The following is a 13,859-nucleotide window of genomic DNA, read 5'->3' as shown; positions in this document are numbered from 1 at the left end:
GCACCCGCCATGACCGGTGCCCGCGCGCCGGTCAGAACAGCCGCCCGCCGTCCGGCACCCGCCAGTCCGGCGCGAACAGGACGACCGCGCCGGCTTCGTCGGGAAAGCCCAGCGTCAGTACCTCGGACACGAACTTGCCGATCTGACGCGGCGGGAAATTGACCACCGCCGCGACCTGTCGTCCGAGCAGCCCGTCGCAATCATACCGTTCGGTGATCTGCGCGCTCGATCGTTTGCGGCCCAGCACCGGGCCGAAATCGATGATCAGCTTGATCGCGGGCTTGTGCGCTTGCGGATAGGGTTCGGCGGCGACGATCGTGCCGACACGGATATCGACCTTCAGGAACGTGTCGAAGTCGGTCGGGTCGGTCAGGGTCGCGGGATCGTGCAGCAGGTGCATATCGGCTCCTTGGCACCGGTTGGTGGCTTGCGTGGGCGCAGGCTATAACCGACATACGCGCCATGTCGCGCCCCTCGCCCCTTCGTCAGATGCTGAAACGTGCCGGATGGCCGGCGCTGGTGATCCTCGTCATCGGCTTCTTCGCCTATCACGCGGTGCTGGGGCCGAACGGCGTGCTGGCGTATCGCGAGTATCAGCGCAACCTGGCGGTGCGGAAGGCGCAATATGCGTGTCTGGAGAAGGTGCGCGCCGAGCTGCGCAACCGGGTCGAGCTGCTCGATCCGCGTCATGCCGATCCCGACATGGTCGACGAACTGGTCCGGCGGAAGCTGAACGTCGCCCACCCGGATGAATTCATCGTGCCGATCACCGGCGAGGCGGCGGCGCGAAGCCGCTGCGGGATCCGCATCGACGACTGAATCCGGACCGGAACGGGCAGGTTCGGTTGCACGAGGGCATAATTCGCGCCATAGGCGGCGCTTCCTTCCCATCCTTTCAGGAACGAGGCATCCGAACCGTGGCAAAAGCACCGGCGCCAGGCCGCATCAGCGAACCCGTCATTCCCAATCGCGAACGGCCGGGTGAGCCAACGCGGTACGAGGCGTCGAAAGAGGAGCTGCTCTCCTTCTACAAGGAGATGCTGCTGATCCGTCGTTTCGAGGAGAAAGCGGGTCAATTGTACGGCCTCGGCCTGATCGGTGGTTTCTGCCACCTGTATATCGGTCAGGAAGCCGTCGCCGTCGGGCTTCAGTCGGCGCTCGAATCCGGCAAGGACTCGGTGATCACCGGCTATCGCGACCATGGCCACATGCTCGCCTATGGCATTGATCCCAAGGTCATCATGGCCGAATTGACCGGGCGCGAGGCCGGCATCAGTCGCGGCAAGGGCGGGTCGATGCACATGTTCTCGACCGAGCACAAGTTCTATGGCGGCCACGGCATCGTGGGTGCGCAGGTGTCGCTGGGCGCGGGCCTCGCGTTCGGCCACAAGTACAGCAACGACGGCGGCGTCTGCATGACGTATTTCGGCGATGGTGCGTCGAATCAGGGTCAGGTGTACGAATCGTTCAACATGGCCGAGCTGTGGAAGCTCCCGATCATCTTCGTGATCGAGAACAATCAGTATGCGATGGGCACCAGCGTCAACCGCTCGTCGGCCGAGGACCAGCTCTATCGCCGCGGCGAAAGCTTCCGCATTCCGGGCATCCAGGTCGACGGCATGGACGTACTGGCGTGCCGTGGTGCCGCCGAAACCGCGCTCGAATGGGTGCGTGCGGGCAAGGGGCCGATCATCCTCGAGATGAAGACCTATCGCTATCGCGGCCATTCGATGTCCGACCCGGCCAAGTATCGCAGCCGCGACGAAGTGCAGGCGATGCGCGACAATTCGGACCCGATCGAGGGGCTGAAGCGCGAGCTGACCGCCGCCGGCGTGCAGGAGGACGAGCTGAAGGCGATCGAGGCTGAAATCCGCAAGGTGGTGAACGCGGCTGCCGATTTCGCCGAAAGCGCGCCCGAACCGGACGCCAAGGAACTGTACACCGACGTTCTGGTGGAGACCTACTGAGATGCCGATCGAACTGAAGATGCCGGCGCTGTCGCCCACGATGGAAGAAGGCACGCTGGCCAAGTGGCTCGTCAAGGAGGGCGACACGGTCAAGTCGGGCGACATCATGGCCGAGATCGAGACCGACAAGGCGACGATGGAATTCGAAGCGGTCGACGAAGGTACGATCGCGCAGATCCTGATCGCCGAGGGCACCGATAACGTAAAGGTCGGCGCCGTCATCGCGATCCTCGCCGGCGAGGGCGAGGATGTCGACGCCGCCAAGTCGGCCCAGCCGACCGAAGCGCGTGCCGGCGAAGCCGCCGCTGCCACGCCCAAGGCCGACGAGAAGAACGACGACAAGGCACCGCCAGCGCCCGAGGGCACGACGCAGCAGCATGCCGAGACCGGCGCGCGCCAGCTGTTCGACGCCGCCGATCAGGAAGGCGACACCAGCCCGGAAATTCCGGAAGGGACCGAAATGGTCAAGACCACGGTCCGCGACGCACTGCGCGACGCGATGGCCGAGGAAATGCGTGCCGACGACCGCGTGTTCGTGATGGGCGAGGAAGTCGCCGAATATCAGGGCGCGTACAAGGTCACGCAGGGCCTGCTCGCCGAGTTCGGCGATCGTCGCGTCATCGATACGCCGATTACCGAGTACGGCTTTGCCGGCATCGGTACCGGTGCGGCGATGGGCGGCCTGCGTCCGGTCATCGAATTCATGACGTTCAACTTCGCCATGCAGGCGATCGACCACATCATCAATTCGGCGGCCAAGACCAATTACATGTCGGGCGGCCAGATGCGCTGTCCGATCGTGTTCCGCGGTCCCAACGGTGCGGCGAGCCGCGTCGGTGCGCAGCACTCGCAGAACTATGGCCCGTGGTACGCTTCGGTGCCCGGCCTGATCGTGATTGCGCCCTATGACGCGGCGGATGCGAAGGGTCTGCTGAAGGCGGCGATCCGATCGACCGATCCGGTCGTCTTCCTCGAAAACGAACTGATGTACGGTCGCTCGTTCGACGTGCCGAAGCTCGACGATTTCGTCCTGCCGATCGGCAAGGCGCGGATCATGAAGCCGGGCAAGGACGTCACCATCGTCAGCTACTCGATCGGCGTCGGCCTCGCGCTCGAAGCCGCCGAGAAGCTGGCGGGCGAGGGCATCGATGCCGAAGTGATCGACCTGCGCACGCTGCGCCCGCTCGACACCAAGACGGTGCTGAAGTCGCTGAAGAAGACCAACCGGCTGGTCGTGGTCGAGGAAGGTTGGCCGACCTGCTCGATCGCGTCGGAAATCGCCGCGGTGGTCATGGAGCAGGGCTTCGACGATCTCGACGCCCCGGTGCTGCGCGTCACCAACGAAGACGTGCCGCTGCCCTATGCCGCCAATCTCGAAAAGCTGGCGCTCATCACCAGCGACAAGGTCGTCGCGGCGGTGAAGAAGGTCACGTACAAGTAAGCCACGGCGCCGCTGCGGTATCCTCCGCAGCGGCGACTGGTCGCCGCGTCGGTTCGGGAATGTGCCGGACCCGCGACGTGCCGATCACGCTACCGGTTTCCGGAACGGACGGCCTTCAAATCCGCCTTCGCGTGAATTTCGGATGGACCCTCAGACGGTGTAGCGGTCGCAGGTCATGCGTTGCTTCACCTGCGGCACCGGATCGCGCACGCCCTCCTCCAGCAAGCGATTGTCGCGCACGATGAAGGCGGAGGTCTGCTGCAATTTCGGGTTGCCGAGGAAAAAGGTCGGTAGCAGCGGCTGATAGTCGAAATTGATCTCGACGAAGATCACTGCCGCGCGATCGGGTGCCTGCACCGGCTTGGCCGGGTCGCCCATTCCCCGAAACGGGCTGCCCGATGTTCCGCCATCGCCTTCGCGGCCGAAACTCGAATCATAGCCCGGACCACGTTTCAGCCCGACGCAGCGCTGCCAGTGGATCCACTGCGCGCCGTCCTTCGTCTCGAGGCTGGAAATCGTCACCCGGCCGTTGGTGGTGACGCCCAGTGCTTCGGTTTGCCGGCGCAGCCCGCCGATCACCTCGTTCACGTCAGCCTCGCGCAGCTGTTGCGTCGCAGCGTTGGTGTCGACGCCGACGCGCGAGATATTGTCGGCGAGCGTCTGCGTCGCCTGACTCAGCCGAAGCTGCTGGACGCCGAAATTGCACAATTCGACCGCGCACAGCCCTATGGTAAGGACGACGGGCAATGCCAGCGCGAATTCCAGCAGGGCGACGCCGCGCCGGGCATGGTGCAGATCGTGCAGTCGGCGGGCCGTGATCATCAGCATATCCGCTCCGGTGTGGCCGCGCTCTGCGTATCATAGGGCTGGTTCTTGAGTGCGCTGGACGCCGAGATTGTCTGATCGGAGGACCAGCCCATCAGTCCGGTCAGCGGAAACAGGCGGGGATAGGTGATCTCTACGGTATAGACGGTGATGTCGTTCGCACCGCCCTGACCGGTGGTACCCGGATCGGAATCCCACAGGCCATTGCTGTTGGTGTCGGTGAAGCATTCCCCGGGATCACGGCGATTGTTGCTGTTGACGTCGTCGAACGGTTCGGCTTCGACGCCGTCATAGTTGCGATAATGCAGTCGCTTGCTGATCCAGGTCAGGTTCGGCGCGACCGGTCGCACCTGCTGAATAACCGCTTCGTCGATGGCTTGGGAGGCGGACGTGGTCGCATTACCCTCCAGCGTGCCCTTGCGCGCGGCGGCCTGTAGCGCGCCCGTCAGGATTGCCTGGGCGTACGACCGGTAGCACAGGTCGAACAGGCCCATCAGCAACAGCAGCAGGACGGGGGCGAGCAACGCGAATTCGATGATGGTCGCGCCGCGCCGATCGCGCGCGATCCGCACGATCATTTCGACACCCGCAGCTTGGCGATCTGCGCGGCGATGTTGGTGAACGCGGCGTTCAACTGGGCGGTGTTGCTCGCCTCGAACGAACGCCCCTCCGTCGTGCAGTTGCTGAGCAGCGCGGGCATCGTCGTGCCGAACGCGATGACCCAGACGGTAATGTCCTTGCGCCGCGCGACCTGACACAATGCCAGCAGGCGATTGGCGACGATGGTGTCCTGTTCGTTATTCTGCGCGTCGTTCGTCGTGAAGCTCGTCGTGCGGCGACGATCCAGCCCCGACAAGCCATAGGCCTCGTACACCGTGTTATCGGTATCGGTTTCGCCGTCGGTCATGAAGATCAGGTGCTGCGCATTTTTCGCACCGTTCAATCCGGTGTTGACGACGTCCCCGAAGATGCCGTCGCGCGACATCAGGCGCAGGCCCCACAGAAAGCCGATATCATGGTGGGTCTTGCCCCCGACGATCAGGCTATTGACGTAGCTTTGCAGGTCGGTACGCGTAAATGCCTGCAACAGCTTTGCCGGCGAAGGGCAAGGAGCGTTCTGGCCGCTATTCACGTCCTGAAGGTTCGTGAAGTCGAGGTTCGAGCGCACTGCGGGGACAGACCATTTGGTGAAGCTTTCCCGGGCGAACACCGCGGCGGGCAGCCATGGTTTCCAACGAGTGTCGTCGTTGGAGGGATCGGGGACCATGTCGATGTTCAGGTCGTACGCGTCGGATGGAATGGTATCGTAGGTCGACTGCCGGACGGTCTTGCGCTCCTCGATGCAGCCATTCTGCTGATTCCAGGTGATCGTTCGCGACTTGCCCTGTGCGGCGATGTTCATGGAAATCGATCCGCCGCTGATGCGCGCACCCGTGCCCTTCAACCTCGAAACGGGTACGTTGACCGACTCGTACGACCACCAATACGTAGTTGTCGTGGCACCGGCTTTGGTCTGGCCCTTGTTCGGGTTTGGAACGCGCGTATCGGTCCGCGTTTCGACGTAACTGCGGTACGACGTTTCGGTGATCTCACAACGCGCATTGACGACTTTCGTCGAATAGGCGCTACCGGTACGGGTCCGGGTATAGGTGATCGTCTGGCTGCCGTTCCCCTTGCCAGCATCCTTCCACGTCGTGTCGGTTTGCGATGTGTTCACGGTACTTGCCGACGGGCTACAATCCTCCGGCCTGCCGAAGCTTTTGCTCGTTACGATCGAACCGCTCTTTTTCTGCCATGATCCGGCAGTCGTTACCCAGTCGGCGTTGTCCACCGTATCCGGAGCCTTGGTCGTCTCGGGACCCAAATAGCGGCGGGACTGGTAATCGGCCTTGTCGACCATCCATTCGGGGCGCAGCAACATGCCGACATTGACGTTGGCCGAATAGGGTACCGCGCCATAGCGGATTTCCGTTCCGGGCTTTTTGGCGCGGTCTAGCGTATCGTAGAAGTTCATGACGGCCTGACGCAGGCCGGTGATCCGGTCGGCGCTGTCGCCGACATTGGTTTCCGTCATCGATCCGGTCGTATCGAGAACGAACATGATATCGAGATTTGGAATTTCGAGCCTGGCTTCGCAGGCGACCGAGACCGTGACCGGTTCGAATCCCGCCATCCGCATCACCGTCATCGGCACGGTGACCGATGCGGTCGCCGCGACCTGTCCCGCGTCGGTCTTGACCGGCGTGAAGACGGGGGCCTCCGATCCCATCGATCCCGTCTGGAAATTATTCGCGAAGAAGGCGCGCGCCTGCGAGTTGGCCGCGTCGTTGAAGTCGTTGCCGTTCATGAACTTCCGGCCAGCCAGCGCGCCGGCATCGCACGCCTGTTGCAGGCGAACCTTGACGTAATAAACCCGCGCGGTATCGATCGCCGATCCCGCCATGCCGAGGAGGGGGATCATCGCGACCGCCATCATCGCCAGCGTATTGCCGCCACGATCGTGCACCAGCCGCGTGAGAAAGCCGCCCGATCGTCCCCGATCCCGTCCGCGTCCGATCATTGCCCGTCCATCCCAGCGCCAAAGTCGCGCAATCGATGGCTTGTTTGCCAGATCGGGGTTGACGGACTGTAAAGACCTGCGCTGACGGGACCGATGCACATCGATCCCGATCCCGAACGCAGCCTCGCACTGGCCTATGCCCCCGACGACGGACGGCGCGCGGCATTGTTGGCGCTGCTGGCGCTCGACGCCGCGCTGGCCGATGTCGTCCGGACCACGACCCAGCCGGCGATCGGCCAGATCCGGCTGGCGTGGTGGCGCGAACAACTGGCCAAGCTGGACCACGCCCCGCCGCCCGCCATGCCGGTCCTAACCGCGCTCGCCGAAACCGTGCTGCCACGCGGCGTTACCGGCGCGGCGCTGGCAAAGGTGGTCGAGGGCTGGGAAGTGTTGATCGAGGAGGAAACGCTCGATCGCAAGGCGTTGCGCCGGTTCGGGGCGGAACGGGGCGGGCAGTTGTTCGCGCTGGCGGCCGCGATCCTCGGCGGCGATGTCGACCGGGCGACGATGCTGGGGCAGGGGTGGGCGCTGGCCGACCTGTTACACCATGTCGACGAGTCCGCGACCGCCGAAACCGCCGGCGCGCTGGCCCGTGAGGCGCTGGCGACGCCGCTGCGCAGGGTCGCCCGGCCGCTCGGCATGCTGGCGTTGTCGGCGCGGCTCGATCTGGCACGGGTGGCACCCGGCGGGTCGAAACGGGCGGCGCGACTGGCGTGGTTCGGACTTGCCGGGCGATAGCGGCTGACCGATACCGGGCACCGGCAATCGGGGGGGGTAAGCGATGTGGCGGTTCCTGGCGGGGGTAGGGTCGGCCTTGGCGCTGGTCGCGGCGGGGCTGTTCCTGTTCCGCGGGGTTGCGGCGACCGAGAAACTGCCGCCGCCGCCGGCACCGTCCGCGACGGCGCAAACGGCGGACGCCGAAATCCCCGAACCGCCCGCCGCATCGCCGCGCACGCGCGAACAGAAGCGTTTCGACCGCTATGACAAGGATCGCGACAGCCGCATCACCCGCGACGAGTATCTGACCTCGCGGCGCAAGGCCTATGCGAAGCTCGACACCAATGGCGATGGGCGTCTGACCTTCGACGAATGGGCGATCAAAACCAGCACGAAGTTTGCGGCAGCGGACAAGGGCCGCGACGGCGCGCTCGACGCCGCCGAATTCGCGACGACCGCGGTCAGGCGCAAGCCGGCGAAACGGGTCGACTGCCCACCGGCACCAGCGTCCGGCGAGGAAGGTTGACGTTCACGTCAACGTAAAGTAGCTTGCGGGTCATGCAACTCGCAGCCTCCTTGTCCCCTCCCTCGCCCGGGCAAGCCGATCGCTTCTCGATCACCGACCTGTGCAACGAATTCGGCGTGACCGCGCGCGCGCTGCGCTTTTATGAGGATGAGGGGCTGATCGCGCCCGAACGGCGCGGCCTCGCCCGCATCTATTCACAACGTGATCGGGCGCGGCTTGCGTGGATCTTGCGCGGCAAGCGGGTCGGGTTCAGCCTTGCCGATATTCGCGAGATGATCGACCTGTACGATATCGGCGACGGCCGCGTCGTGCAGCGGCAGGTCACCGTCCAGAAATGCCGTGACCGGATCGCGCTGCTCGAAAACCAGCGGCGCGACATCGATGCCGCGATCGCCGAACTGAGCGACTTCGTGACGACCATCGAAGCGCTGCCGTACCAGACCGCCCCGTCAGAGGGCGCCTCCCCGGAGAAGGATTGACCCGATGCCCAGCTATACCCCGCCGGTCCGCGACACCCGCTTCATCCTCGATCATGTGCTCAGGATCGGCGATCATGCCGCGCTGCCTGGTTTCGCCAATGCCACGCCCGATACGGTCGAGGCGGTGCTGGAGGAGGGCGGTCGCTTCGTCGCCGAAGTGCTGTTTCCGCTGAACGCATCGGGCGACCTGCAGGGCTGCACTCGCCATCCCGATGGCAGCGTGACCACGCCCGACGGGTTCAAGCAGGCCTATCGCCAGTTCGTCGAATCGGGTTGGGGCACGCTGTCGGCACCGGAGGCGTTTGGCGGGCAGGCGATGCCGCATGTCGTCGCGACCGCGTTCGAGGAATATCTGATCTCCGCCAACATGGCATTTGCCATGTATCCCGGGCTGACGCACGGCGCGATCGCCGCCTTGCTGGTCAAGGGCAACCCCGAACAGCAGGCGATGTATGTGCCCAGGATGGTGTCGGGCGAATGGGGCGGCACCATGAACCTGACCGAGCCGCAATGCGGCACCGATCTCGGTCTTATCAAGACGCGCGCCGTGCCGAACGACGACGGGTCGTGGGCGATCACCGGCACCAAGATCTTCATCTCGTCGGGCGAGCATGACCTGACCGACAACATCATCCACCTCGTCCTTGCCAAGACGCCGGGTGCGCCGGAAAGCTCGAAGGGGATTTCGCTGTTCGTTGTGCCGAAATTCCTCGTGAACGACGACGGGTCGCTCGGCGCGCGTAATCCGGTGACGTGCGGCTCGATCGAGCACAAGATGGGCATCCACGCGAATTCGACCTGCGTCATGAACTATGACGGCGCAAAGGGCTGGCTGGTCGGGGACGAGATGAAGGGGCTGGCCGCGATGTTCATCATGATGAACGCGGCGCGCCTCGGCGTCGGGTTGCAGGGTCTGGGTGTTGCCGAAACCGCCTATCAGAATGCGGTGATCTATGCCGGCGACCGGCGACAGGGCCGGGCGCTGACCGGCCCCGCGCAACCGCAGGAAAAGGCCGATACGCTGTTCGTCCATCCCGATGTACGGCGGATGCTGATGGAGGGCAAGGCGCTGACCGAGGGGCTGCGCGCGCTGTGCCTGTGGGGCGCGTTGCAGGTCGATCTGGCGCATATGAGCGAGGATGCGGCGACGCGCGAGCTGGCCGACGATCTGGTGTCGCTGCTGACTCCGGTCATCAAGGGCTATGGCACCGACAAGGGCTATGACGTCGCGACCAATGCGCAGCAGGTCTATGGCGGGCACGGCTACATCGCCGAATGGGGCATGGAGCAATATGTCCGCGATGCCCGGATCGCGATGATCTATGAAGGCACCAACGGCGTGCAGGCGATGGATCTGGTCGGGCGCAAGCTGGCGCAGAATAACGGGCGTGCGATCCAGCATTTCTTCCGCATCACAGCCGAGGAAATCGCGACAGCGAAGGGCGCGGATGCGACCCGCGACTTCGCCGAGCGGCTGGAGCGCGGGCTCAAGGACCTGCAGGCGGCGACGATGTGGTTCATGGCCAACGGGATGCAGAACCCGAACCATGTCGGGGCGGGCGCGCATTCGTATATGCACATCATGGGGATCGTCGCGACCGGACTGATGTGGCTGCGGATGCTGACCGCGGCTGAGTCACTGGCGGCATCGGGCGAAGGCGATCCGACGTTCGTCGAGGGCAAGCGGGTAACCGCGCGCTTCTATGCCGAACGCATCATCCCCGACACCGGTGCCCTGCGGCGCAAGGTCGAAGGCGGGGCCGATGCGGTGATGGCGCTCGACCCGGCGATGTTCGCGCGGGGGTAGGGGCACCCGTCAGAACCGTCATCCCGGTGAAAGCCGGAACCCATGGATGCGCGACGGCAGCGACGGCAAGCGCCATTGGCGACACCCCGTCCGTGGATCCCGGCTTTCGCCGGGATGACGTTCTGGTCGGGTGGAGTCTTACTTCTCGCGCTTCTTGCGATGCGTCTCGAGGTCGAGGACCGCCGAGTCCGCGCCTTCGGGCATCAGGCCCAGCCGGCGCGCGACCTCCTGATAGGCTTCGACTTCGCCGCCGAGATCGCGACGGAAGCGATCCTTGTCGAGCTTCTCGTTGGTGGTCATGTCCCACAGGCGGCAGCCATCGGGGCTGATTTCGTCGGCCAGGATGATCCGGCTGAAATCATTGTCCCAGATGCGACCGAATTCGAGCTTGAAGTCGACCAGCCGGATGTTGATCCCGGCGAACAGCCCGGACAGGAAGTCGTTCACGCGGATCGCCATGTCGGCCATCTCGTGCAATTCGTCCTGCGCGGCCCAGCCGAAGCACAGGATGTGTTCGTCCGATACCATCGGATCGCCCAGCGCATCGTCCTTGTAATAATATTCGACGATCGTGCGCGGCAGCTGCTGCCCTTCCTCGATGCCCAGCCGTTTCGACAGCGAACCCGCGGCGACGTTGCGCACCACGACCTCGATCGGCACGATTTCGACCTGACGGATCAACTGCTCGCGCATGTTAAGCCGGCGGATGAAGTGGGTCGGCACCCCGATATTGCCGAGCAGCGTGAAGACGTGCTCGGAAATCCGGTTGTTCAGCACGCCCTTGCCGTTGATCGTGCCCTTTTTCTGGGCGTTGAAAGCGGTGGCGTCATCCTTGAAATACTGGATCAGCGTACCCGGCTCCGGACCCTCGTACAGGATCTTTGCCTTGCCTTCGTAAATCTGGCGGCGGCGAGCCATGCGATTCCCTTCGACGAAACGGGCCGGCCCGGGGGATGCCCGTGGCCGGTGTAGAAAGCCGCCGCATAGCCCAAGGGGGCCGGGCGCGCAATCACGCCGCGGGCGCGATCCGCCGTCGCACGAACCGCCGCCCGCCAACGAACAGCCCGGCCAGAATCGCCGCGAGCAACATCGGTGGCAGCAGCAGCCCAAGCAGATTGAGCACCGTGCTGAACGTTACGCCCGCCGACCAGCCGAGCAGTTCGCCCGCCTGTGCCAGCGGCGACCGGGTTTCGAAGCCCGGGGCGGCCTTGCCCGATTCGTAATGGAACGCGACCGGCGTCGCATTCAGGAGCGCGCGTTGCCCGGCGGCCTGCGCATCGGCGTCCCGGATCGTCCGCGCCAGATCGGCGCGCTGCCGTTCCAGTTCGGTCGCGGTCGAACGATTGCCGTCCGCGATCCGCTTCTCGACGGTGGCGCGTTCGGCGGCGGCAGCGTTGCGCGCGGTTCTGGCGGCGTCGATGGTTGCGCCAACGTGCTCGCCACTGACATTGACGCTGCGCACGCCGCCTTCGCTGCGTTCGACCACTCCGATTGCATCGCGGCCGAAGCCGCGCGCAAGGGCGGGGACGATGCTGAACTGCAGATCGGCGGTGACGTCGTTCTTCGGCGAGCGGAGATAGCGCATCCCGGTGATCCGGCAGCGGTCCGGACCTAGTCGCTCGCATGCCTCGGCATGGCGTTCCTGTGCTGCGGCGATCCGCTGCGCTGGCAGGCGGAAGGCGTAGTCGTATCGGAACGCGACGCCCGGCGCAGCGGTCACCTCGACGCCTGGCGGGGCATCCTGATCGGTCGATCCCGTCTCGTCGGCGGTATCGGGTCGGCCGCAACCGGCAAGCGCAGCGGAGACGGCGGCCATGATGATCAAGGTCGAACGCGAACGGGTCATCGACAACTCCTGCCTTATTCGTGGCTAAAATAGGGCAGAAATAAGGCGGATGCAATCCGCCGCTATTCGAAGGGGGTGGCGCTCGACAAGGCGCGCCGGATCGAGGCCTTGGCCGCGGCCCATGCCGGCGTTTCCGGTGCGATCAGCTCGACATGGCCGGTTTCCGCGATCCGTTGCATCACCACCCGGTCTCCGGCGGCGCGGGCGGCTTCGGCAAAGGCCGGTGCCATCGCGGCGGGAACGATCTCGTCCTGCGCGCCGTCGATCAGGTCGATCGGCACCCCGACCGGCAGCAGCTCGACGACGGAGGTATCGGCGAAGCGATCGACCCGGTCCCCCCCGACCAGTTGCGCGACGACCTCCGTCCCGCAGCCATTGTCCGGGCTGGCTTCGACCGCGGCAAGATCGGGCAGACCGCCCAGACTGACGACATGCGCGATCGGCAACGGATCGTCGGTCGCCAGCGGACTATCGCCGGGAAGGCGATGCCGCGCGGCGAGCCACAGCGCCAGATGCCCGCCCGCCGAATGTCCGACCGCGACGATCCGCGACAGGTCGAGGGCGTACGTCCCGGCATGGTCGCGCAGCACATCGGCCGCCGCCGCCGCGTCGAGAAACGTCCCCGGATAACCGCCGCCATCGCGGTCGACCCCGCGATAGTCGATATTCCACACGGCGATGCCGTCCGCGCGAAGATCGGCGGCAATCCAGTCCATCAGCCGCCGGTCGGCGATCGAACTCTGCCAGCATCCTCCATGCACCATCAGCACGATCGGCCGGCACGTGGCGGGATCGCCCGCGGGCAACCACAGGTCGACCACCTGCAACCGGTCCGACCCGTAGTGGAACGTCCGGTCCGGATCGGGGCGCGGTCGCCGGGTCAGGTCGGGCCAACACATTGCGGTCCATGACGTGACGCATTCAGCCATTGTTGCAGTCCGATCCACCGAGTGTCGCAACCGTACCCATAATGATGAATCGTATAATAAAAATCGCGCGGGCGGATAATTTTGCGCTAAGGGGGCCGCGGGGAAGGGTTTGGCCGGCGGTATGCCGGCTGCAAAGGGGCGTGGAAGTGGGAAGAACTCGTACGATCGAGCGTGACAAGCTGTTGGATGCCGCCGAGTCGGTGACGCTGGAAAAGGGCCCGGTCGGCCTGACCATCGCCGCCGTCGCGGAGCATATGGGCATCACCAACGGCGGTGTGCAATACAGTTTTCGCAGCAAGGAATCGCTGATCGCCGCGATGTTCGAGCGGTGGCAGGACGAATATGCCGAACGCATCGCCGAACTGGGTGCCGCCGATGGCACCTGCCCGGCCCGGGTCCATATCGATTACGCCGCCGATTATAACGATCGTTCGCGGCGGGGGGCGCCCAGCCTGCTGGTCTCGGTCCTCAATTCGCCGCAGCATATGGTGCTGGTGCGCAAATGGTATCGTGAGCGGATCGACCTGATCGACGTCACCACCGACGCGGGTCGCCGGCTGCGGCTGGCGTTCCTCGCGATGGAGGGGGCGTTCCTCATGCGGCTGTTCGGCCTGATCGAAATGAGCGACACCGAATGGCAGGGCATCGTCGCCGATGTGGTGGCGCTGGCCGATGGTGAACCGGGTGCGGTGCGCGTATCCGACGGGCGACAGGCGGCCTGATCCCGGTTCGTTCCATTTCGCCTATCGCAGAGGCGGGGTT

15 protein-coding genes are annotated in these 13,859 nt (G+C 64.9%); 8 read left to right on the top strand and 7 right to left on the bottom strand.

Features of this window, described 5'->3' with window-relative positions; translation table 11 throughout:
* Positions 1-31 precede the first annotated feature (31 nt).
* Positions 32-400, bottom strand: a complete 369-nt coding sequence (locus ASE90_RS17860) for a tRNA-binding protein (RefSeq protein WP_056004092.1) — start codon at positions 398-400, stop codon at positions 32-34.
* Between the two features lie 62 nt (positions 401-462).
* On the opposite strand from ASE90_RS17860, the gene ASE90_RS17855 reads away from it, so the two are divergent.
* The 3 genes from ASE90_RS17855 (at position 463) to ASE90_RS17845 (ending at position 3,408) form a co-directional block, all read left to right on the top strand.
* Positions 463-819, top strand: a complete 357-nt coding sequence (locus ASE90_RS17855) for an FtsB family cell division protein (RefSeq protein WP_082449919.1) — start codon at positions 463-465, stop codon at positions 817-819.
* A 98-nt stretch (positions 820-917) separates the two neighbouring features.
* Positions 918-1,967, top strand: a complete 1,050-nt coding sequence (gene pdhA / locus ASE90_RS17850) for a pyruvate dehydrogenase (acetyl-transferring) E1 component subunit alpha (protein ID WP_056004085.1) — start codon at positions 918-920, stop codon at positions 1,965-1,967.
* A gap of 1 nt (position 1,968) precedes the next feature.
* A complete protein-coding gene (locus tag ASE90_RS17845; RefSeq protein WP_056004082.1) occupies positions 1,969-3,408 on the top strand; it encodes a pyruvate dehydrogenase complex E1 component subunit beta in 1,440 nt (479 codons plus the stop codon).
* A gap of 150 nt (positions 3,409-3,558) precedes the next feature.
* On the opposite strand, the gene ASE90_RS17840 is transcribed toward ASE90_RS17845, so the two are convergent.
* From ASE90_RS17840 to ASE90_RS17830, 3 genes are read right to left on the bottom strand one after another with little or no spacing between them, the layout of a single operon-like run.
* Positions 3,559-4,236 (bottom strand): TadE/TadG family type IV pilus assembly protein, encoded by a 678-nt coding sequence (locus tag ASE90_RS17840; RefSeq protein ID WP_056004079.1) that lies wholly within the window; start codon positions 4,234-4,236, stop codon positions 3,559-3,561.
* Positions 4,230-4,811: a TadE/TadG family type IV pilus assembly protein gene (locus ASE90_RS17835; protein ID WP_056004077.1), complete on the bottom strand. Its 582-nt coding sequence runs from the start codon at positions 4,809-4,811 to the stop codon at positions 4,230-4,232. Before ASE90_RS17835 ends, ASE90_RS17840 begins: the two co-directional genes overlap by 7 nt.
* Positions 4,808-6,793 (bottom strand): pilus assembly protein, encoded by a 1,986-nt coding sequence (locus tag ASE90_RS17830; RefSeq protein WP_056004074.1) that lies wholly within the window; start codon positions 6,791-6,793, stop codon positions 4,808-4,810. The genes ASE90_RS17835 and ASE90_RS17830 overlap by 4 nt, the downstream gene beginning before the upstream one ends.
* Positions 6,794-6,886: 93 nt before the next feature.
* Here ASE90_RS17830 and ASE90_RS17825 point away from each other — a divergent pair, with 93 nt between their 5' ends.
* Genes ASE90_RS17825 through ASE90_RS17810 form a run of 4 tightly spaced genes read left to right on the top strand, consistent with a single transcriptional unit; the run spans position 6,887 to position 10,322 of the window.
* A complete protein-coding gene (locus tag ASE90_RS17825; protein WP_082449918.1) occupies positions 6,887-7,531 on the top strand; it encodes a squalene/phytoene synthase family protein in 645 nt (214 codons plus the stop codon).
* A gap of 43 nt (positions 7,532-7,574) precedes the next feature.
* A complete protein-coding gene (locus ASE90_RS17820; RefSeq protein WP_056004068.1) occupies positions 7,575-8,036 on the top strand; it encodes an EF-hand domain-containing protein in 462 nt (153 codons plus the stop codon).
* Positions 8,037-8,068: 32 nt separating this feature from the next.
* Positions 8,069-8,515, top strand: coding sequence for a MerR family transcriptional regulator (locus tag ASE90_RS17815; protein ID WP_056004065.1), 447 nt, complete (start codon positions 8,069-8,071; stop codon positions 8,513-8,515).
* Positions 8,516-8,519: 4 nt separating this feature from the next.
* Positions 8,520-10,322 (top strand): acyl-CoA dehydrogenase C-terminal domain-containing protein, encoded by a 1,803-nt coding sequence (locus ASE90_RS17810; protein ID WP_056004063.1) that lies wholly within the window; start codon positions 8,520-8,522, stop codon positions 10,320-10,322.
* 138 nt (positions 10,323-10,460) lie between these two features.
* Here the strand turns inward: ASE90_RS17810 and purC are convergent, their stop codons facing one another.
* From purC to ASE90_RS17795, 3 genes are all read right to left on the bottom strand, one after another.
* Entirely contained in the window at positions 10,461-11,240 is a 780-nt protein-coding gene (gene purC / locus ASE90_RS17805; protein WP_056004061.1) for a phosphoribosylaminoimidazolesuccinocarboxamide synthase, read from the bottom strand.
* Between the two features lie 91 nt (positions 11,241-11,331).
* Positions 11,332-12,168, bottom strand: a complete 837-nt coding sequence (locus tag ASE90_RS17800; RefSeq protein WP_056004058.1) for a hypothetical protein — start codon at positions 12,166-12,168, stop codon at positions 11,332-11,334.
* Between the two features lie 62 nt (positions 12,169-12,230).
* Complete coding sequence (locus ASE90_RS17795; protein ID WP_235531939.1) at positions 12,231-13,067, bottom strand: alpha/beta hydrolase; 837 nt, start codon at positions 13,065-13,067, stop codon at positions 12,231-12,233.
* Positions 13,068-13,243: 176 nt separating this feature from the next.
* On the opposite strand from ASE90_RS17795, the gene ASE90_RS17790 reads away from it, so the two are divergent.
* Positions 13,244-13,819 (top strand): TetR/AcrR family transcriptional regulator, encoded by a 576-nt coding sequence (locus ASE90_RS17790; protein WP_162235112.1) that lies wholly within the window; start codon positions 13,244-13,246, stop codon positions 13,817-13,819.
* Positions 13,820-13,859: the final 40 nt, after the last annotated feature.

Source organism: Sphingomonas sp. Leaf67 (genome assembly GCF_001421965.1).
In the GTDB taxonomy this organism is placed as follows: domain Bacteria; phylum Pseudomonadota; class Alphaproteobacteria; order Sphingomonadales; family Sphingomonadaceae; genus Sphingomonas.
The sequence above is the reverse complement of the archived record's forward strand: the minus strand, read 5'-3'. Positions and strand labels throughout refer to the sequence as shown.